Here is a 19,044-nt window from a genome sequence, read left to right on the forward strand (position 1 = left end):
TGACATGAGCGGCATGATCGAGAGGCTGCCCGGCTGGACGACGCTCCCCGACCTGTTGGGGTGGATCGACAGCGGGCTCCCCGTGGCGCACACCGCGCCGGGGACGCACGGCATCCGTGTCGAGGAGCGGCTGACGGACGGAACATACGTGCTTCGGGCCGAACTCCCGGGCATCGACCCTGAGAATGACGTCGAGATCACCGTCGCGGAAGGCCTGCTGACGCTGCGCGCCGAGCGCACCGAGGAGACGAAGGACAAGCACCACACCGAATTCCGCTACGGCACCTTCACCCGCGTGGTCCGGCTGCCGGCCGGTGCCGAGGGGGACGAGGCGACCGCGGAGTACAAGGACGGTGTCCTGACCGTCACGGTCCCGGTGCCGGAGAAGAAGGAGGGCACCAGGACGATTTCCGTGCGGCATGTCTGAGCGCCGTCGCGCGCCGAGCCGCACCGCGTGTGCGTGGCCGACCGTCCGGCCACGCACACGTTTCGTTGCCCGATTTCCCTCCGGAGAGATGAACGGCGCGGCGGCCGGAACGGCGGTGCCGACGCCCCAGCGGTGGGTGAACAGCCGGGCGTACTCGTCGTCGTCGACGCGGGCGGCCTTGAACCGATGCTCGGCGGCCAGGCTGTCCTCGGCCTCCCCGGTGGCGGCCGTCCAGGCCTGACCCGGCCGCCGCGACCAGGATCGCGCCGTCTGCCGTGTCGCGCCCGGCACTCGTCGGCCCGCGCGCGGCAGCCTGCCGGGGCCGTGCGGGTCCTGGAGGGCGTGGGCGAGGAAGGGCAGCGCCACCGCGGTGAGCGGGACGGGAGCGAACAGGAACAGCTCGGTGAACGGCCGTCACAACACCTTGTGGCGGGGCGGAGGAGCTGGTCGGGGCCGGGCGTCCGCCGCCTGGGTGGACAGTCCGCGCGGGGACGTGCCGCGAACGGCTGGAACACGTCGTCCGGGCGCAGCCGCTGCGCCGACGTGGCCGGCTCACCGGGCGGAGTGTCCGCTCGCGGCCGGTCGGTGCCGGCCGGAGCGTCGGTGGGGTGACTCGGCGCCGTACCCCCGTTCGGCAGGTGTGTCAGACAGGTGTGCCCGGCTCCAGCCGCACGTCCGTCTCGGGCTGCCCGTGCAGGGTGTTGTGGACGGTGCAGTGCGAGGCGACGGCCAGCAGGTCCGCGTGGCGCTGTGCGGACAGCCCCGGTGGGGGAGTGATGAACAGCCGGACGGACGCGATCCCGGGGGGACGGTCCGCCGATGTCGTGAACTCCGTACGGATCCGCAGTCCGGAGCGGGGCATGCCCTGGCTCCTGAGGTATCGGCCCGCGCAGAAGGCGACATGGGTGGCCAGGGAGGCCGCGAACAACTCCGTCGGTGTCGGGGCGGTGTCGTTGCCGCCCTCCTCGGTGGGCTGGTCCACCAGGAGCTGGTGGCCGCGGATGTCCACGGCGTACGCCTCGCCGTGGACATGGGCGACGTCGAGCCGGTGCACCTGTCTCTCCACGGGGCGTGTCGTGGCGGTGGGGCGCACTGCTGTCTCGGACATGACCGTGCCTTTCTCGTCGACGTCGAATGCCGCTCACTGCCTTGCGGGGCGCTGTCAGCGCGCGATCAACTGGTCCTCCACCTCGAACACGTCCGGGATCGCCGCCACTTCCTCGATGAGCCGCGGAACCAGGCGGGCGTCGACCGTGCCCCTGAGGGTGACGGTGCCGTTGCGGACACGCACGTCCACCTGCCCGGGACCGATGTGGAGTTCGTCCCGGACGACATGGGAGACGATCTCGGAGCGGATCGCCGTGTCGTCCCGCACGAGGGCGTGCAGCAGTTCCGCGCGGCTGACGACGCCGACGAGCCTGCCCCTGTGGTCGGTCACGAAGATCTGCCGGATCCGGGAGCGGGCGGCCGCGCGGGCCGCTTCCAGCACGGATGTCCAGGGGTGGACGGTGAGCGCCGGGGCGGTCATCAGCGTGGCCGCCGTGCCGCCCGCGTCACCGGTCTGCTGCCGGTGGCCGAGCAGTCCGGCGAACCGGCTCCGGTGTCCGTCCGGGAGCGCGAGGGCGGCTGCCCGGGCGAGCAGGTCGGACTCCGCGATCACGCCGATGACACGCTGGGCGTCGTCCAGCACGGGGGCGGCGCCGATCTGCCGGCGGGCCAGCATCCGCGCGATGTCGAGGAACGACGTGTCGGCGGGCACCCCGGCGACGGACCGCTTCATCACGTGTCGCACCTGAAGGCCGGCGATCGTGGACGTCCCGGCGGAGGCCGGTGAGGCAACGGCGGGTTCGGTGACCGTCGCTTCCTCGGCGGTCGCACTCGCCGAGTGCGCGGCCATGGCCTGGAGGTAACGCACCATCATGGTCTGACGGAACTCCTCGCTCGGTTTGCCGGCGTACGAGGGCATCGAGTGCCGTGCCTCGGCCGGCGCGGCCCCGGCGCCGTGAGCGTCCCGGTCGTGCATGGCTGCCTCCCGTGGTGTGCGTACCAGATGTCCTGTGCCCACCATCTCCCCGTCGCGGCCGAGGGGACAGGGCCGCTCGGCCCCTTCCACCGGTCGACCGGCCCCGGGGCGGGCACGCGGGGTCCGGCCGAACGAGGGATGACCGCCTGGACGTTGCGGCCCGGTTGCTCACCGCGCCGGACCCGGGATCGGGCCAGGGGCACGGGGCCCGCGATCTGGTGGACGGCGCGAAGGCGCCCAGATGTTCGGAGAGGTCGGAGAGTACGTACCTGTGCGGGACCGGGCAGTGGCTGTGGGGAGTTCCGGCGCCGGACGTCGCCTGCCTGGTCCGCGGTGAGCCCGGCGCTTCGGCCGCCCTGCGCGGCCTGGCCGCATCGACCGTACGCCGCGCCGGACAGCCGTCGTACCGTGTTCGGGGCTGCGGTGCTCGCCCGGTGACGGGGCAGCCTCAGTAGGGCATGGGCCGCCCGGAGGGCGTCCGCAGGTCCTGGGGCTCCGGCCGCCGCGGAGTGCGGGGGCGCCTGGCCTCTTGAATCCGCCTCATGACGTCGCCTCCTCGTACGTCGTCCGCGATCCGCCGGGGCTGTCCCGGTACCCGCGTCCGTGGAGAAGCCTTGTCCGTGCCGGGCTCCCGGTCATGAGGCCACCGACCCCGGATCATGGGCCGGGCAGCCCTGCCTTCGAGGGCCGGTCGGCGCACGCGGCCCGTCCGTCACGGAGCCGGCCGGAGGCGAGAGGCGTCGCCGGCCGATGCGGCGAGGATCGTGGGCACGGGTCTCGCACCGGAGTTCTCGGGGCTGTTCACGCCGATGCTGTTCGCGGTGATGGGCCCGACGATCGCGCTCGGCGCGCTGATCCGACGGGCTGTGGCACCGCCGCACGCCCAGGCCGATGGCGCGTACACCGCGGACGGCGGGCGGAGACCGGCCGCCGCGGACCGGACCGCAGACGATCGCGGCACTTGCCCTTCGACGGCATTCGGGGCCAGGCCGCCGTCGGCGGGTCGCCCGGCCGTCGATGACCTGATCCGTCCACCGGACGTCGGACGGTCACCCGGCCTCGGCCCTCGGCCCCGGCCGCCGAGGGCCGAGGCCGAGGGCCGACCGCTGTCCGCCCGGTGCACCCGCGGGTGGCGCCGGACGCGGTCGCGTGTCCCACCGGTCGGGCGTGCCGCTCGTGCATACGGTCGCCCCCCTTGCCGCCCCCTTACGCGGCTCCCCGCCGCGAGCCGGAGGACGCGCCGACAGCCCTGAGCGGTGCGGTGTGCCGTTCGGTGGCGGGCACCGACACGACGGGCACCGTGGCGCTGCGCAGACAGGCGCGGCCGACCATGCCGAAGGCGGGCGGACCGTCCTGCCCGCGCGCCTTGTGGCCCAGTGCGAGCAGCACGGCTCCACTCGCCTGTTCCGGCAGCACACGCTCGGGCGGTCCTTCCAGCACGACGGCCCGCACGGGGTCGTCGATCCGCGGGCCGAGGACCTCCCGCACGGTCGAGGCGAGCAGCCGGGCTGCCTCGGCGCGCTGCTCGGCGTGGGTCGGACGGGCCGACACGGGAGCGTAGGGGGCGAATCCGGAGCCCAAGGGCTCCCAGGCGTGCACGGCGACGACGTGCGTGTGCAGTGCGCGGGCCTGCTCGACGGCCCATCGCAGCGCGGCCATCGACGCCTCGGATCCGTCGACGCCCACCACGATTCCGTCTTCGGCTGCGTGTTCTTCCATGGCGGCCTCCCTCGCTGTCCCGTCGGTCCCACCGTGCCCGGGACCCGGCACGACCGCGTGGGCCGATGGGCTCCGGCCCCGGGCCGAACGGCCCATTGGCCGTGAACCGGTTCAGTACAGCGGTCTTGGCAGGCTCGTCAGAACCGAGGTGATCACGCCTGTGTCCAGCAGGAGGCCGGCTGTCAGCCACGGGCTGAACCAGAGGGCCTTCAGGATCAGCCCCATGACGGCGCCGGTCGCCGCCGGTATCGGCCAGCCGTCGCTCTGCGTCGCGGCGGAGGTGCCCGCGACGGCGCACAGCAGGGCGGTGGCCGAGGCGAAACCGACGGCGGCCAGTTCCACGGCCTCCGACCGGGGCGGCGCGGCGGCGGTGAGGACCCAGGAGCGGCCGGGGTCGAAGGGCAGTTGCTCGGCGGCGTCCTGCGGCAGCCAGATCGCCAGATGGATGAGTCCGTGGACGAGCAGGGACGCGCAGAGGAGTGCCGTGATCATGACGGAATCCCCGGTTGGTCGCCGCCCGGTGAGACGGTGGGGGGTGTGATCTGTCGCTTCAGCAGGCGGAGACGTCGCGATCGGGTGACGGTCACGACCGGTAGTGCTGATGGTCGTCGTGGTCCCCCAGATAGCGGCGTTCGATGACCACCTCGTTCTCGCCTGGGCGTCGGATCGTGCCCTGTGCGCCGACGAACGCGATGACACCGAGGACGCCGACGGCCATCAGGGCGAAACCGACGATGAAGGAGCTGTAGCCGAAGACCAGGCATGCGCCCAGCACGGCCGCGCCGATCAGAATGAGCGGAATGAGTAGCATTGCTGCCCCCCTTTGGGCTGGTCGGCCCTGGCCGGGCCGACCGGGTCGGTGAGGCGCCGGGACGCCGTCTCAGAGCTTGCGCAGCCAGTCGTCGGCAACGCCGTGCAGGGCCTGTTCGGCCGGCTTCAGGCGGCGGTCGTCGAGGCGGTACGTCAGGTTGTCGACGACTCCGAGTACACCGTCCAGACGACGGGTCATGGCGAGCGCGATGGACTTCTCACTGCGCCGCTCCAACTGTCCGCCGAGGGTCACGACTCCCTCGCGCACATCCACCCGGACGATGTTCGGGTTCAGCCAGAGTGTGTCGGCGAAGACTCCTTCCCGCACGTCCCGCCGGATCTCGTCGTCGGTGCGCAGAAAGACCTTCAGCAGGTCACGGCGGGTGACGATGCCGATGAGGCGGTCCTCCTCGTCCACCACCGGGAGGCGCTCGACGCGGTGGCCGAGCATGGTCCGGGCAGCCTCCGTGGCGGTGGTGTCCGCCCGGACCGTGACAGCGGGCGACGACATCAGCCCGTCCGCCGTCAGGGCCCGGCTCTTGTGTCCCGCGCGCCGTACGAGGCGGCTCAACCGGGCTCGGAGGGTGGTGTCCCGCTCGGGCCGTCGTGACTGGCGGAGCATGAGGTCGGTCTCGGATATCACCCCGAGCACCCTGTCGTCCTCGTCCGTCACCGGAAGCCCGCTGATGCGGTGTGCCTCCAGAATCCGGGCCACTTCCTTGAACGGGGTGTCGCGGTCCACGGTGACGACTTCGTCGACCATGAGGGTGCCGATCGCCGTGGGTTTCATGACTGTTCCTCCTCGGGGACTACGGGAACCCGGTCACAGCGCAGTCGGCGTGGACACGGGTCGTCCGGGTGGCTCGGCAGGAGTCGCACGCGGCCGTCGAGAGCCTGGACGCCGTACGACCGGTGCGACAGTTGCCCCAGCGCCTCGACGTCCGCGGTGCGAGGCCCGCCGTGGTCGAAGGGCAGCGGGGCGCGGTGACCGGGGCGGGCGGCCCGGGGCACGCGGCCGGCGGTACGCCGTGCGGAGGTCCGGCCGACCGTGTGGAACCGCGGCCACGGGTTCTGCGGCGACAACTCCTCGTACATCCGCGGCACGGCGTCATGGCCGGGGTGGCTCGCCCACTCGATCCGGACGGTGGTGCCGTCCCCGAGCAGGGCGAGCGCCGGTGCTTGCTGGACATCGGTCATGGCGGACCTCCGGGCCTCACCTCCAGAATCGTCTGCGCGGGCCGGTCGGATCAGGGGCTGAACGGGCAGGTGACCGGGCCGACCGGCCCTCGTCCGCGGTACGCACCGGACGTGGGCCCGGCGAGCGCAGCAGTGCCCGGGGCGATGGGCCGAACGGCCCCGACGGGGGGCCGAGTCACCCCTGCCGCACCCCGGTCCCCGGTGGGACGCTGACGCTGAGACCTCTTTGCCGCACCCTCGTGCGGCTCGACGACAGGCGGTGGGAAAGATGGAGCTGCCCCTGGTTGTGGGCATCGACGGATCGGATCCCAGCCTCACGGCGGTCGACTGGGCCGCGGACGAGGCTGCCCGGCTCGGTGTGCCGCTGTGCCTCGTGTACGCCTCCCTCTGGCAGCGCTACGAAGGGGACGTGCAGTCCGGCAGCCTCGAACGCCCCTCGGAGGAGGTGATGGCGCAGAACATCGTCGCCACCGCTGCCGAACGCGTCCACCGGCGCGACCCCGAGGTGAAGGTCTCCACGGCGGTGGTCCCCGCCGAGGCCGCCGACGCCCTCCTGCGCGAGGGGCACAACGCCTCCGCCCTGGTCACGGGATCCCGGGGCCGAGGCGAGCTGACGGGCCTGCTCCTGGGGTCCGTGAGCCTGGCAGTGGCGGCCCGCGCCCACTGCCCGGTGATCGTGGTCCGGGGCGACAAGGCCGGGCTGGAAGGCACGCACGAGCGGATCCTGCTCGGCGTGGACGAACCCGCCCTCTCCGGTGAGGCCGTGCGGTTCGCCTTCCGCGAGGCCGAAGCGCGCGGCTGCACCCTGGACGTCGTACGCGCCTGGCGCTGCCCCGCCCATGAGACCGCCGACGATCCCGGTCTCGCCGACGACCCGGCCCACGACCACGAGGCGAGGGCGTCCGCCCTGCTCGACGCGGCGTTGCACGACGCCGTCGCCGACCACCCCGGTGTTCCGGTGCGCCGCAGCACCGTGGAAGGACCGGCCCGCAGGGTGCTGCTGAGCCGCTCGGCCGCCGCGGACCTCGTGATCGTCGGGGCCCGGCGCCGGACCGGCCACTTCGGACTCCAGCTGGGCAGGGTCGGGCACACGCTGCTCCACCACGCGGACTGTCCGGTGGCGATCGTCCCGCAGCGGGTGTGACCGTGTGCCGCCCCGCGAGCACGACTCCGTCCCATGACGTCCTCGTGCCCGCACTGCGGGACGTGCGGGCGGTCGTGTTCGACACCGACGGGGTGATCACCGACTCGGCCCGGGTGCACGCCGCGGCGTGGAAGACGGCCTTCGACACCCACCTGGACGAGCATCCGCCCGAAGACCCCGGTCTGCGGCGTCCGTTCGACCCGCAGGACGACTACCTGCGGTACGTGGACGGCAGATCCCGCCTCGACGGCGCCGCGGCCTTCCTCGCCTCGCGCGGCATGGACACATCGGCGGGGACGGTACAGGCCGTCGCGGCGGAGAAGGAACGCCTGTTCACCCGGAGTCTGCGCGAGCACGGCGTCGACGCGTTCCCGGGAACCGTACGACTGGTACGCGCCCTGCGCGAGGCGGGAGTGCCCTGTGCGGCGGCCTCGGCCTCGCGGCACGCGGGCGAACTGCTCGGCCGGGCGGGCGTGCTGGACCTCTTCGACGTACTGGTCGACGGCGGCGAGGCGGCCCGGCTGGGGCTCGCGGGCAAGCCTCGGCCCGACCTCTTCCTGGAGGCGGTCGGCAGACTCGGAGTTCCGGCCGGCCGCTCCGCCGTCGTCGAGGACGCGCTGGCCGGCGTGGAGGCGGGCCGCGACGGAGGATTCGCCCTCGTCGTCGGAGTGGACCGCACCGCCGGTCCGGGCACCCGGGAGAGGCTCCTGCGCCACGGCGCCGGCATCGTCGTACGGGATCTGGCGGAGCTGCTCGTCAGCGAGGCACCGCGGTGACCGGCCGGACGTGGGAGTACGAGGGGTACGACGCCGGCCAGGAGCGGCTGCGGGAGGCGTTGTGCACGCTCGGCAACGGCTACTTCGCCACCCGGGGCGCCCTGCCGGAGTGCGTGGCGGACCGGGCGCACTATCCGGGCACGTACGCGGCGGGCTGCTACAACCGCCTGACCTCCGAGGTGGCGGGACACCAGGTCGAGAACGAGGACATGGTCAACCTGCCCAACTGGCTGTCACTGCGTTTCAGGCTCCCCGGCCGGACGTGGCTCACGCCGGACACGGCGGGTGTACTCGCCCACCGTGTCGTCCTGCACCTCCCGTCGGCGCTGCTGGAGCGCCGTACGCGCTACGACCTCGGCGCGGGACGGGTGCTGTCGGTGCGTCAGCTGCGGCTGGTGCACATGGGCGATCCCCATCTGGCCGCGCTGCGCACCGAGTTCACGGCCGAGGGCACGACGGAGGAACTGGAGGTGGAGGCGGCCCTCGACGGCGGGGTCACCAACTCAGGCGTCGCCCGCTACCGCGACCTGGACGGCCGTCACCTCACCCACGTGCACACCGGGACCGCCGAACCGGACACGGTGTGGCTGCGCTGCCGGACCCGCACCTCCGACATCCGCATCGGTATGGCCGCACGGCTGACGGCCGGGGCGCCGGCCACCGTCCGGTACGAGGAACCACGCGTGGTCCAGCGCCTCCGCCTGGAACTGCGCCCCGGGGAGCCCGTCACCGTCGACAAGACCGTCGCCCTGCACACCTCGCGGGACCCCGCGATCAGCGACCCGTTGTACGCGGCCGTCGACCGGGTCGGCCGCGCCCCGGGCTTCGACGACCTGTTGGAGTCGCATCTGACGGCGTGGGACCAGCTGTGGCGCCGGGCCGACATCGACGTCCCCGGAGAGGCGGGCCGCATCCTGCGGCTGCATCTCTTCCACGTGCTCCAGACGCTCTCCCCGCACACCGCCGACCTCGACGTCGGTGTCCCCGCCCGCGGACTGCACGGCGAGGCCTACCGGGGCCATGTCTTCTGGGACGAGCTGTTCGTCCTGCCGTACCTGAACCTGCACTTCCCCGAGGTCTCCCGCGCCCTGCTCCGCTACCGTCGCCGGCGCCTCGAAGTAGCCTGTTCCGCCGCGCGTGCCATCGGCCGACGCGGAGCGCTGTACCCGTGGCAGAGCGGAAGCGACGGCCGGGAGGAGACCCAACGGCTCCATCTCAACCCGCGCTCGGGCCGCTGGCTGCCCGACCACTCCCGGCTCCAGCACCACGTGGGCTCCGCCATCGCGTACAACGTCTGGCAGTACTGCGAGGCGAGCGGCGACACCGAGTTCCGCGACACCGAGGGCGCCGAGATGCTGCTCCAGATCGCCCGCTTCTGGGCCGACTCGGCCACCTGGGACGAGGACCTGCGCCGGCATCGCATCAAAGGGGTGATGGGGCCGGACGAGTACCACGACGCCTACCCCGGCGCGACGGAACCCGGGCTCGACGACAACACGTACACCAACGTCACCGCCGCCTGGGTCCTCACCCGCACCCTGGAACTGCTGCGCACCCTGCCCGAGCCCCGCCGCCGAGAACTGATGGAACGCACGGGCCTGGACGGGGGCGAACTCGAACAGTGGGAGGATGTCTCCCGCACCCTGTACGTGCCCTTCCACCAGGGAATCGTCAGCCAGTTCGAGGGATACGGCGATCTCGCGGAGCTCGACTGGGAGGCATACCGGAAAAGGTACGACGACATCCGTCGCCTGGACCGGATCCTGGAGGCCGAGGGCGACACCGTCAACCGCTACCGGGCTTCCAAGCAGGCCGACGTGCTGATGCTCGGATACCTTTTCTCACCGTCCGAACTACAGGGCCTTTTCAGCCGGTTGGGGTACCGGATCGACGAGGAGATCTGGCGGCGCACCGTCGACCACTACCTGGACCGCACCAGCCACGGGTCCACGCTCAGCGGCCTGGTCCACGGCTGGGTCCTGGCCCGTGCTCGGCGCACCGAAGCCTGGACCTTCTGCCAGGAGGCCCTGCGCGGCGACATCGCCGATCTGCAGGGCGGCACCACCGGTGAGGGGATCCACCTGGGTGCCATGGCCGGCACCCTCGACCTCGTCCAGCGTGGACTGACCGGACTGGAGACCCGCCACGGCGCGCTGTGTCTGGACCCGGTGCCGCTGCCGGAGCTGTCGTCGTACGGGTTCGCCATCCGCTACCAGGGCCACTGGGGCGTACGGCTGAGGCTGGAACGCAGGCAGCTGGAGATCACCGTGCCGCCGTCCGACGGGGAGCCGATCGACGTCCTGCTGCCGGGACGAGCGGTCAGCCTCCAGCCCGGAGAGACGAGCAGGCTGGTGCTCCCCGAATGACCGTCAGCCGGGGACGAGGGCGAGCGGACACCCGGTGTGCCGGGCGACCGCGAGGGCGACCGCCCCGAGCCCCGGGGCGCCGGTCCGCCGTCCCAGCACCAGCAGCACGGAGCTGACCGAGGTGCGGACCAACGCCCTGGCCGGGTCGCGGAGGACCACGTCCTCCGTGACCCGCACGTGCGGGAACTTCGCGCGCCACGGGTCCAGCACCTCCGCCAGGATCTCCATCTCCCGGGCCGACCGGGCCGCGTACAACGGTGCCGACGGCGAACACGACGTGCGCCCCTTAGCCGCGACCGGCGGTGGCCCGGCATGCAGCGCGTGCAGCCGTGCGCCGCGGAGCCGGGCCTCGTCGAAGGCGAAACCGAGCGCACCGTCCGCCGGGTCCCGGGCGTCCACGGCGAGCGTCACCTTGTCCGGGCGGCGGGGTGTTCGGCCGCGGGCGAGGTCACTGGGCACCAGCACCACCGGACAGGACGCGGCACCGGCGACGGCCCGGGCCGTCGGCCCCGGGAACAGCCCGGCCCGGCCGCCCTCGCCCCGCAGGCCGAGCACGATCATCTCCGCGACCGTGCCCCACGCCATGAGTGACTGAGCGACGGTGCCCGCCGCCGGTAGGTGATCGATCGTCAGCCCCGGGTGCCGTCGGGCGAGTTCGGCGGCGAACCGGTCCGCCGCCGACTCCGGGCGGTGCCGTTCGTGCGGCGCGGCTGCCGATGGCACGTGGATCACGCGCAGCGGCAGTCCGCGCAGCGCTGCTTCCCGCGCCGCCCAGTCGGCGGCGGCACGGCCGCGCGCCGACCCGTCGACACCGGTGACGATCACTCGCTCCATGACGTGAGCCTCCCGGACGGGGGACGGACGCTCAGGCCTGCCCGTCCGTCCGGACGCCCGAGATGAGACCCGTGCCCAGATCGGACTGGACCATCAGGTGCGTACGGTGGGAACGGCCCACGTGGTCCTCCCAGGTGAGGGTGACCCGGGTCCAGCAGTGCCCCATGCCGCTGTCGTTGTAGCCGACCTCCCAGGCCACCGGCACGCCCTCGGCGCGCAGCATGCCGTCGGTGCGGTGCTCTTTCTCCCAGCGCGCCAGGTCCGTACGCAGCCTGGCGGTGAGGTAGTGGCCGCGCAGCGCGTCGGCCACCGTGGTGCGGCCGGAGTCGTACAGGACGTCGATGTAGGCGCCGTAGAAGTCGGCCACCCGGTCGACGGCCGAGCGCGGACTGCCCTCGCGGGCCGGAGCGACCGTGGCGGCGGTGTCCGTGGCGTCGACCCGGGTGACGGTGGAGGAAGCCGAGTGCGGTGTCGCCGCCAGGGCCCGTACGGCGCCGGCCAGAGCGACGCGGTGAAGTGCGGGGGTCGTCCTCATCGTGTTCCCCTTCCGATCCGGAGAGCGGATGCGTTTCCCAACTCCAGTAGATCGCGCCCGGGTTGTCGCCGGAGTGGGCCGGTCGGCCCGAGTCGACGGGCCGACCGGCATGCGTACGCCGCGTGTCACCTCTCTGGTGCGGCGTTGAGCCGGTGCCGCAGGGCCAGGGAGGCGAGGGCGAGGAGAGCCGCGGCGAACGCCCCGAGGACGGCCAGGTCGGTGAGGATCGCCGACAGGTCCCCGTCCCGGGAGAGGAGTGCCGTCCACGCGTCGACGGCCCAGGCATGCGGCAGCGCGTGCCCGACCGTGCTCAGCCAGTCGGGGACGAGGGCCAGCGGCCACATGCAGCCGCCGAGCATGCCGAGCGTGATGCCGACGGTCGGGCCGACCGCGTGCACCTGCTCAGGGGTTCGGAACACCGCCCCGGCCAGGACGCCCGCACCCGTACCGACGAGGGCCCACAGCGTGACGAGGATCCCGGCGGCGAGCGGATCACCCCAGTCGACGTCGAAGGCGACCGCACCGACCCCCACGATCAGTGCGGACTGGAGCAGCGCCAGCAGCAGGTACGCGACCGTCTCACCGAGCACGAGGGCTCGGGCGGGGACGGGTGCCGCCAGGGCGCGGGCGTACACGCCCGTCCTGCGGGTCTGGACGATGGTCGCGCCGCCCGCCAGGGCGTTGATGAACACGAACAGCACCAGCATGGTGGGCGTGCTGTAGCTGTAGCCCAGCGGCAGGTAGTCGCTCTGGCCGTTGACGGTCTCGGTCCGGACGGCGATGGGGGCGGCGGCCTGTTCGGCGCCACGGGCGGCCGAGAGACCGCCCTCGAAAGTGCCCCCGGTCTGTTCGGCGGCGAAACGCGCTGCCTGGAGACGTGCCGCGTGGTCGGCGACGACGGCCGACACCGACGACACCGCCGCGTGCCCGGCGCTGCCGGAGGGCTCAACGAGCACGGTGACGGCGACCGTTCGTCCGTCCAGGACATCCGCGTCGAGACCCGCGGGAACCACGACCACGGCGTCCAGTTCGGCACGCCGCAGCGCGGTGCGCGCGTCCGCGGCGCTCTCGTAGGTGTGCGTGCGCAGACCAGGCGCCTGCCGCAGGTCCGCAGTCAACTCCTGGGCCACGGGGCCCGGTCGGGCCGCCGGGACCACGCCCACCCGGAACACGTCGAACCCGCTGATCGTGACCCCCAGCACGACGATGATCGCCACCGGGAGCAGCACCATGAAGAACAGGGCCCCGCGGTCGCGCAGCGCGCGCAGCAGGGTGGCCCAGGTCACGGCGAGGGCGGTCATGTGGTCCTCCTCAACCGCAGCAGCACGGCCGTCACGACAGCGACGGCCGCCGAGAAGGCGGCGATGCCGAGCAGCGGCATCCCGACCGCCGCCCAGCCGCGCACGCCGGTGCCCAGGTCGGTGAACCCGCGCAGGGCCCAGCCGTTGGGGGTGAACAGCGCGAGACGGCGGATCGTCGGCGTGGTGCCCGAGGCGAAGACGAAGCTCCCGCCGAGCAGGGCCAGCGCGAACACCGTGACCGACGCGAGCCCCTCGGCCTGCCGCTCGGTCCGGGCGAGCGCGATGACGAACGCCGTCAGACACACCACGGTCACCGCCATGGCCACGCTGAGCGCCGCGACACCGAGCGGGTCGGCCCAGCGGGCGCCGAAGGCGAGCCAGGACACGACCGTCACGGTGGCGAGCCCGGCCAGGCTGTACACGAAGGCGGACAGCGACTTGCCGAGCAGCAGCGCACCGCGCCCGACGGGCGCCGCCGCGATCCGGTCGAGGGTGCCCTGCTGCTGCTCCACGAAGTAGCCACGGGCTCCGAAACCGACGGTGAACAGCACGAAGAACATGCCCATGCTGGGGCCGAAGTAGCTGATGACCTTCAGCGGGTCGTCCGTCAGGCCCTGTGTCCGTACTTCTTCCGGCAGCCGCAACAGGGCGGCCTCGGCCGCCAGCCGCTCGGTGTCCCGCGCGGGAGCGCCCGCCGCCACGGCGGTCGCGACGGACAGCCGGTCGGCGTTGACCTGGGCGACATAGGACTCCGTGACCGCCCGCACGAGCTGCGCCTGGAGACCGAAGTCCACGCTGTCGAGCACCTTGACCGGCGGCGCGCCGCCGCCGCGCAGCGCCGACGTGAATCCCTCGGGCACGACGATCGCGGCGTGCACGCGTCCCGCGTCCACCGCGCGCCGGGCGGCGCTCTCGTCGTCGTACGCACGCACATGGACCGTGTCGGCCAGCTGTGGGTCGGTCAGCACCCGGGTGAGGCCGGCGGCGGCCCGGCCGCGGTCCAGGTCCACGACGCCGATGTCCGCGCGGAACTCGGAGTTGCTGTTGAAGGCCAGGGCCATGAGGGCGGAGATGAGCACCGGTGCCAGGAACAAGATCACCCAGGCCGACCGGTCGCGCAGACGCTGGCGCAGGTCCTTGGCCGCGATGGCGAGTACCACACGCACGGTCGCTCACTCCCTCAGCGCGGTGCCGGTCAGGTGGAGGAAGACCGCCTCCAGGTCGGGTTCGTCGATCTCCACGCTGCGGATGTCGACACCGTGGTCGTGGGCCAGGCCGATGAGGTTCGGCAGCAGACTGCGGGCGTCCTTGACGACCAGTTCCACGACCTCGCCCCGCTCACCGGTGCGCGCCGCGCCCTCCACCCGGGCAAGCCCGCGGCACGCCTCGCTGTACGCCGCCAGGTCGCCGACGGCTGTCAGCCGTACCCGGTCGCGCTCGGCCACCAGGGTCACCAGCTCGCGCGGGCTGCCCTCTGCGACGAGGCGGCCCCGGTCGATGATGCCGACGCGGTCGCAGAGGCGTTCGGCCTCCTCCATGTAGTGCGTGGTGTAGAGGACGGCCATGCCTTCCTGCCCGAACCGTGTGACGCTCTCCAGGATCGCGTGCCGACTCTGTGGATCGACACCGACCGTCGGTTCGTCGAGCACCAGCAGTGTCGGTGAATGCACCAGCCCCGCGCCGATGTTGAGGCGCCTGCGCATGCCGCCGGACAGCGAGTCGACGCGGTCCCCGGCGCGGTCGCCCAGTTCGACGAGACCGAGGACCTCGTCGACACGGCGCTCCAGCTCGCGGCGCGGCAGCCGGTAGAGGCGGCCGAAGAACCGGAGGTTCTCGCGGACGGTGAGGTCCGGGTAGAGGGCGACGTCCTGCGGGACGAAGCCGATGAGCCGCTTGGCCTGTCCCGCGGCCGTGGTCACCCGCCGGCCCGCCACGTGGACGGTCCCCGCGTCGGGGCGAAGCAGTCCGCACACCATCCTGATCGTGGTGGTCTTGCCGGCACCGTTCGGCCCGAGGAGCCCGTACGTCTCACCGGGCGCGACGTTCAGGCTCACGTCGTCGACGGCGGTGCGTTCGCCGAACCGCCGGACGAGACCTTCGCAGGCGAGCACGGCGGCACGGCTGTTCGCGGCGGTGTTCATGGCATCACCTCGGGGCTGAGTGAGAAGTAGCTCTCTTCTTCTTGGGCGAAGTGCAGGCGCAGCACGGTGTGCAGCCCGTACAGACAGGCCCGCAGGTCGTCGAGCTGCTCCGGGGCGAGGGACCGGTCGGGCCCGGCGAGCGCGAGATGGGTGGAGACGCGGCGGGCGAGCCGTTCGATCTCGGCGTGGGCGCGGCTCATGGTGGCGGTGGCCTCCGGTCCGCCGAGCGTGGGGGCGAGCGCGGGATAGAGCTGGTGCTCCTCCGCGTACTCGTGCGGCAACAGCCGCTCGGTGAGCAGTCGATGGGCCTCGGCCACCGCCGTGAGCGACTCCGGTCCGGCGCTGTCGCTGAGGCGGTCGGCCGCGGACCGTACGGCTTCCAGTACGTCCTGGAGGTCGTCGTGCTCGGCGGCGAAACGGTGGATGAGTGCCTCCGTGGCCGGTTGCAGCACCGGCCGCGCCGCCCTGTCGTCACCCAGTGCGCGCAGGGCGTTGAGGATCACCACGACGTCGATGCCCTCCTGGAGCAGGGCACCGAAGGCGGGCGCGAGCAGACCGAAGGCGGCCAGGGCCATCGCGGCCAGCGAGAGGGCCATCCCGCCGAGCGCGCTCTGCACGGCGATGCGCCGGGACCGTACGGCGATGAGGACCGCGTCGGCCAACCGGTCCACCCGGTCGGTGGTCAGGACGATGTCGGCGGCCTCGGAGGACGCGGTGGAGCCACGGGCGCCCATGGCCACGCCGATGTCGGCGGCGGCGAGAGCCGGCGCGTCGTTGACGCCGTCGCCGACCATCACGGTGACCGCGCGTTCGCGTTCCGCGTGCACCGCGGCGACCTTGTCCGCCGGGGAGAGACCGGCCCGCACGTCGTCGAGGCCGAGCACGGCACCGACCTCGCGGGCGGGTTCGGCCCGGTCGCCGGTGAGCATCACCAGCCGTTCGATGCCCGCCGCGCGTAGCCTGCGCAGCGTCCGGGGCGCGTCGGGGCGCAGCGGATCACGCAGCAGGAGGGCGCCGACGGGACGGCCGTCGACGGTGAGCCAGGAGACGGCCGCCCCGTCGAGGAGGGCCCGGTTGTCCGTCGCGCGGGCCCACCCCGGTTTCCCGGCGGCCGGGTCGAGCCTGCCGACCGCCATCCGGCTTCCCGCGACCGTGCCCATGGCACCCTGTCCGGGTTCCTCGGACACGTCCGTCGGTACGGACAGCCGCAGCCCCCGTTCCCGGGCGGCGCCGACGATCGCCTGTGCCAGCACGTGCGGGGAGAACTGGTCGAGGGAGGCGGCCAGGCGCAGGATCTGCGACGGGTGCCGGCCGGGCTCGGCGACCACGTCGACGACCTGGGGGCGGCCTCGGGTCAGGGTGCCCGTCTTGTCCAGCAGCAGGGTGCGGGCCCGGCCGAGGTTCTCCAGCGCCCCGCCGTCCCTGACCACCACACCGAGCCGTGAGGCCCGGGACAGACCGGAGACGACGGCCACCGGCGCCGCCAGCAGCAGTGGGCACGGCGTCGCGACCACCAGGACCGCCACCGCGCGCACGGCGGAGCCGGTGACCAGCCAGGCGAGCCCGGCGGCCGCCAGGGCCAGCGGCAGGAACCAGGCCGCGTACCGGTCGGCCAGCCGCACCACGGGCGCGGACTCGGCCCCGGCCAGGCGGGCGAGTCGTACGATCCCGGCATACGTGCTGTCCTGCTCGGTCGCCGTGGCGCGCATCTCGAACGCGTGGCCCGCGTTGACCACACCGCTGCGCACCGCCTCGCCGGGCGGGCGTCGCACCGTCAGGGGCTCCCCGGTCAGCACCGATTCGTCCAGCACGGCCGTGGTGTCCGTCACGCGCCCGTCGACGGGAACGACCTCGCCCGGGCCGACCACGAGCAGATCGCCGGCCGCGACCTCGGCGGCCGGCACGGTACGCACCTCGGTGCCGGTGCGTCGCCGCGCGGTACGGGGCGCGTGTTCCAGCAGGGCCCGCAGATCGCGGGAGGCGCGCCGCTGGGCGGCTGATTCCAGGGTGCGCCCGGTGGCCAGCATCAAAGCGATCAGGGCCCCGGCCAGATACTCGCCCACGGCGAGGGTGCCGCCGAGGGCCACGACCGCGATCAGGTCCACACCCGCGTGCCCCCGGCGCAGGGCGCCCAGCACCCAGGCGACCGAGGGGACCACGGCGGCGACGGTGCCGAGGGCCCAGCAGAGGTCGGCGAGGTCGCGGGCACCGAGCAGCCACGCGACGGACCCGGCTGTCAGCGCGGCGGCAGTGACCGCCAGGAGGACCGGTTCGGTCCCCGGGAGCCGGATGGTCCTGTTCTTCACGACGAGTTTCATGGCGGTCCTCGCGGGGGCGGCCGGAGGCTGTCAGCCGTGTGGGGCGGCGGCGACCGGACCCGCTGGGTGGTGTGCGACGGGACCGGGATGTCCCGAAGAGGCGGGAGAGGTCCTTGTCGATGCCGCGTTGCTCACCGGGGGACCGTCGCGCCCCACGACGCCGGGACCGGTCATGACACACCTCCGGTGGCGCGACGGCCGGGCGTGAGCCGCGCCGAGCACCTCTCCGGCACCAGTCTCCTTGCCGCACAGCCGGCCGACGAGGGCCGGTCGGTGCGCTTGTGGGGCCCGTACGGCCCAGCGCGGTGCGGCCCGGGCCGGGGGTGAGGAGGACACCTGGGCCGGGCCGGGGCCGGAAGGCCCATGGGGCCGCGCACCGGAGTGGTGGACGCTGGAGGCGGACGGGTCACCGAAGGACGGAGCCGATCATGGACATGGCCTACCGGAACCCGGGCCGTGCGGCCCTGCACCTGGCCCGTGCGGCATCCTTGGCGCCTTCGCCGCACAACAGCCAGCCCTGGTTCTTCGTCGAGGAGGGCGACGACCACGGCTTCGAGGTGCACATCCACCCCGGCCGACGGCTGACGTCGACCGACCCGGGGGGCCGGGAGGCCGCCATCGCCGGGGGTGCCGCGCTGTTCAACGTGAGGGTCGCCGTACGGCACATCGGATTCCGGCCCGTCGTGGACGTGCTGCCGCGGCTGGGCCGGCCGGGTTTCCTGGCCCGGGTGGGCTACGGAGCACATGCTCCCGTGACCGGTACCGAGGCGAGGACGGCGTGGGCGGTGGGTCACCGTCGTACGGTCCGCGGGTGTTTCCTGCCCGGGCGGCTGCCGGAGAACCTCCTCGACGAGCTGCGCGCACACGCACGGGCCGAGGGCGCCGAGCTGGACCTCGTCGACACCTCCGACCGGTTGGAGGTGCTGGCGGGCCTGGTGCGCACCGCCGAGGAGCAGCACCGCGCGGATCCCGCACACGCCGCCGAACTGGCCCGGTGCATCAGCCCCCGTCAGCTTCCCGCCCAGGCGTGCCGGACGCACCCCGACCTGACACTCCTGGCCGGGCGCGACTACCTGGGACTGGCCGGCCGGTACACCGTCCCGGCCCGCGTCCCCCGGACGGGGACGGGGGTCGTCCTCGTGCTGTCCACGGTCGGCGACGGCCGCGTGGACTGGCTGCGGGCCGGGCAGGCACTCCAGCGTGTCCTGCTGCACGCCGCGGCCCACGACGTGATGGCGGCCTTCCACACACAGCCGCTCGAACTGCCCGCGCTGCGTGCCGAGCTGCGGACCCGGCTCACCCCGGGCCGCTTCCCGCAGATGGTGCTGAGGATCGGCCGTGCGGAACCGGCTCCGCACATGCCGCGGCGTCCGCTCGCCGACCTCCTCGGGCGCGGCGGTCCGCGGCCCGGACGGTGACGACGGCCGGAGCCAAGGGCCCGTTCACCGTTCCG

19 protein-coding genes are annotated in these 19,044 nt (G+C 73.3%); 6 read left to right on the forward strand and 13 right to left on the reverse strand.

The genetic code is table 11. From position 1 onward, the window contains the following. The first annotated feature begins 4 nt into the window (after positions 1-4). Positions 5-427: an Hsp20/alpha crystallin family protein gene (locus OG787_RS47685; RefSeq protein WP_369029754.1), complete on the forward strand. Its 423-nt coding sequence runs from the start codon at positions 5-7 to the stop codon at positions 425-427. Positions 428-559: 132 nt separating this feature from the next. Beyond that, entirely contained in the window at positions 560-1,039 is a 480-nt protein-coding gene (locus tag OG787_RS47690) for a hypothetical protein (RefSeq protein ID WP_405539749.1), read from the forward strand. A gap of 31 nt (positions 1,040-1,070) precedes the next feature. Here the strand turns inward: OG787_RS47690 and OG787_RS47695 are convergent, their stop codons facing one another. From OG787_RS47695 to OG787_RS47725, 7 genes are all read right to left on the reverse strand, one after another. Beyond that, positions 1,071-1,535 carry an OsmC family protein gene (locus OG787_RS47695; RefSeq protein WP_369029752.1) on the reverse strand — a complete coding sequence of 155 codons (465 nt, stop codon included), beginning with the start codon at positions 1,533-1,535 and terminating at the stop codon, positions 1,071-1,073. Between the two features lie 54 nt (positions 1,536-1,589). After that, positions 1,590-2,450, reverse strand: coding sequence for a CBS domain-containing protein (locus tag OG787_RS47700; protein ID WP_405539751.1), 861 nt, complete (start codon positions 2,448-2,450; stop codon positions 1,590-1,592). Between the two features lie 1,206 nt (positions 2,451-3,656). Beyond that, entirely contained in the window at positions 3,657-4,169 is a 513-nt protein-coding gene (locus OG787_RS47705) for a universal stress protein (RefSeq protein WP_369029750.1), read from the reverse strand. Positions 4,170-4,280: 111 nt separating this feature from the next. Beyond that, complete coding sequence (locus OG787_RS47710) at positions 4,281-4,661, reverse strand: hypothetical protein (protein ID WP_405539752.1); 381 nt, start codon at positions 4,659-4,661, stop codon at positions 4,281-4,283. A gap of 91 nt (positions 4,662-4,752) precedes the next feature. Continuing rightward, positions 4,753-4,980, reverse strand: a complete 228-nt coding sequence (locus OG787_RS47715) for a hypothetical protein (RefSeq protein WP_369029748.1) — start codon at positions 4,978-4,980, stop codon at positions 4,753-4,755. A gap of 69 nt (positions 4,981-5,049) precedes the next feature. After that, a complete protein-coding gene (locus tag OG787_RS47720) occupies positions 5,050-5,769 on the reverse strand; it encodes a CBS domain-containing protein (RefSeq protein WP_369029747.1) in 720 nt (239 codons plus the stop codon). Next, positions 5,766-6,176 (reverse strand): hypothetical protein, encoded by a 411-nt coding sequence (locus tag OG787_RS47725; protein ID WP_405539754.1) that lies wholly within the window; start codon positions 6,174-6,176, stop codon positions 5,766-5,768. The genes OG787_RS47720 and OG787_RS47725 overlap by 4 nt, the downstream gene beginning before the upstream one ends. A gap of 268 nt (positions 6,177-6,444) precedes the next feature. Between OG787_RS47725 and OG787_RS47730 the strand changes: the two genes are divergently transcribed. The 3 genes from OG787_RS47730 to OG787_RS47740 are packed head-to-tail and all read left to right on the forward strand — an operon-like array spanning position 6,445 to position 10,462. Continuing rightward, entirely contained in the window at positions 6,445-7,320 is an 876-nt protein-coding gene (locus OG787_RS47730; protein WP_405539755.1) for a universal stress protein, read from the forward strand. Further along, positions 7,317-8,096 (forward strand): HAD family hydrolase, encoded by a 780-nt coding sequence (locus tag OG787_RS47735; protein WP_405539757.1) that lies wholly within the window; start codon positions 7,317-7,319, stop codon positions 8,094-8,096. The genes OG787_RS47730 and OG787_RS47735 overlap by 4 nt, the downstream gene beginning before the upstream one ends. Further along, positions 8,093-10,462, forward strand: a complete 2,370-nt coding sequence (locus OG787_RS47740; RefSeq protein ID WP_405539758.1) for a glycoside hydrolase family 65 protein — start codon at positions 8,093-8,095, stop codon at positions 10,460-10,462. The genes OG787_RS47735 and OG787_RS47740 overlap by 4 nt, the downstream gene beginning before the upstream one ends. Positions 10,463-10,465: 3 nt before the next feature. Here OG787_RS47740 and OG787_RS47745 read toward each other — a convergent pair whose 3' ends face one another. The 6 genes from OG787_RS47745 to OG787_RS47770 all read right to left on the reverse strand — a co-directional run bounded on the left by OG787_RS47745 (position 10,466) and on the right by OG787_RS47770 (position 17,591). Beyond that, on the reverse strand, positions 10,466-11,296 hold the full coding sequence (locus OG787_RS47745; protein WP_369029742.1) for a universal stress protein: 831 nt from the start codon (positions 11,294-11,296) through the stop codon (positions 10,466-10,468). A 31-nt stretch (positions 11,297-11,327) separates the two neighbouring features. After that, complete coding sequence (locus OG787_RS47750; RefSeq protein ID WP_405539759.1) at positions 11,328-11,831, reverse strand: hypothetical protein; 504 nt, start codon at positions 11,829-11,831, stop codon at positions 11,328-11,330. Positions 11,832-11,956: 125 nt separating this feature from the next. Further along, on the reverse strand, positions 11,957-13,132 hold the full coding sequence (locus OG787_RS47755; RefSeq protein ID WP_405539760.1) for an ABC transporter permease: 1,176 nt from the start codon (positions 13,130-13,132) through the stop codon (positions 11,957-11,959). Then, on the reverse strand, positions 13,129-14,298 hold the full coding sequence (locus OG787_RS47760; RefSeq protein ID WP_405539761.1) for an ABC transporter permease: 1,170 nt from the start codon (positions 14,296-14,298) through the stop codon (positions 13,129-13,131). The genes OG787_RS47755 and OG787_RS47760 overlap by 4 nt, the downstream gene beginning before the upstream one ends. A gap of 6 nt (positions 14,299-14,304) precedes the next feature. Beyond that, positions 14,305-15,273, reverse strand: a complete 969-nt coding sequence (locus OG787_RS47765; RefSeq protein ID WP_405539762.1) for an ABC transporter ATP-binding protein — start codon at positions 15,271-15,273, stop codon at positions 14,305-14,307. Then, positions 15,270-17,591, reverse strand: a complete 2,322-nt coding sequence (locus OG787_RS47770) for a heavy metal translocating P-type ATPase (RefSeq protein WP_369029737.1) — start codon at positions 17,589-17,591, stop codon at positions 15,270-15,272. The genes OG787_RS47765 and OG787_RS47770 overlap by 4 nt, the downstream gene beginning before the upstream one ends. A 428-nt stretch (positions 17,592-18,019) precedes the next feature. Here OG787_RS47770 and OG787_RS47775 point away from each other — a divergent pair, with 428 nt between their 5' ends. Further along, positions 18,020-19,009 (forward strand): Acg family FMN-binding oxidoreductase, encoded by a 990-nt coding sequence (locus OG787_RS47775; protein WP_369029736.1) that lies wholly within the window; start codon positions 18,020-18,022, stop codon positions 19,007-19,009. Positions 19,010-19,044 lie beyond the last annotated feature (35 nt).

This window comes from Streptomyces sp. NBC_00075 (assembly GCF_045041225.1).
Classification (GTDB): Bacteria; Actinomycetota; Actinomycetes; order Streptomycetales; family Streptomycetaceae; genus Streptomyces; species Streptomyces adonidis.

What these genes read in the sequence shown, in the direction of transcription:
- OG787_RS47685 (WP_369029754.1), top strand. Translation starts at nt 5, where the DNA reads ATGAGCGGCATGATCGAGAGGCTGCCCGGCTGGACGACGCTCCCCGAC.
- OG787_RS47695 (WP_369029752.1), bottom strand. Translation starts at nt 1,535, where the DNA reads ATGTCCGAGACAGCAGTGCGCCCCACCGCCACGACACGCCCCGTGGAG.
- OG787_RS47700 (WP_405539751.1), bottom strand. Translation starts at nt 2,450, where the DNA reads ATGCACGACCGGGACGCTCACGGCGCCGGGGCCGCGCCGGCCGAGGCA.
- OG787_RS47705 (WP_369029750.1), bottom strand. Translation starts at nt 4,169, where the DNA reads ATGGAAGAACACGCAGCCGAAGACGGAATCGTGGTGGGCGTCGACGGA.
- OG787_RS47710 (WP_405539752.1), bottom strand. Translation starts at nt 4,661, where the DNA reads ATGATCACGGCACTCCTCTGCGCGTCCCTGCTCGTCCACGGACTCATC.
- OG787_RS47715 (WP_369029748.1), bottom strand. Translation starts at nt 4,980, where the DNA reads ATGCTACTCATTCCGCTCATTCTGATCGGCGCGGCCGTGCTGGGCGCA.
- OG787_RS47720 (WP_369029747.1), bottom strand. Translation starts at nt 5,769, where the DNA reads ATGAAACCCACGGCGATCGGCACCCTCATGGTCGACGAAGTCGTCACC.
- OG787_RS47725 (WP_405539754.1), bottom strand. Translation starts at nt 6,176, where the DNA reads ATGACCGATGTCCAGCAAGCACCGGCGCTCGCCCTGCTCGGGGACGGC.
- OG787_RS47730 (WP_405539755.1), top strand. Translation starts at nt 6,445, where the DNA reads ATGGAGCTGCCCCTGGTTGTGGGCATCGACGGATCGGATCCCAGCCTC.
- OG787_RS47745 (WP_369029742.1), bottom strand. Translation starts at nt 11,296, where the DNA reads ATGGAGCGAGTGATCGTCACCGGTGTCGACGGGTCGGCGCGCGGCCGT.
- OG787_RS47750 (WP_405539759.1), bottom strand. Translation starts at nt 11,831, where the DNA reads ATGAGGACGACCCCCGCACTTCACCGCGTCGCTCTGGCCGGCGCCGTA.
- OG787_RS47755 (WP_405539760.1), bottom strand. Translation starts at nt 13,132, where the DNA reads ATGACCGCCCTCGCCGTGACCTGGGCCACCCTGCTGCGCGCGCTGCGC.
- OG787_RS47765 (WP_405539762.1), bottom strand. Translation starts at nt 15,273, where the DNA reads ATGAACACCGCCGCGAACAGCCGTGCCGCCGTGCTCGCCTGCGAAGGT.
- OG787_RS47770 (WP_369029737.1), bottom strand. Translation starts at nt 17,591, where the DNA reads ATGAAACTCGTCGTGAAGAACAGGACCATCCGGCTCCCGGGGACCGAA.
- OG787_RS47775 (WP_369029736.1), top strand. Translation starts at nt 18,020, where the DNA reads ATGGACATGGCCTACCGGAACCCGGGCCGTGCGGCCCTGCACCTGGCC.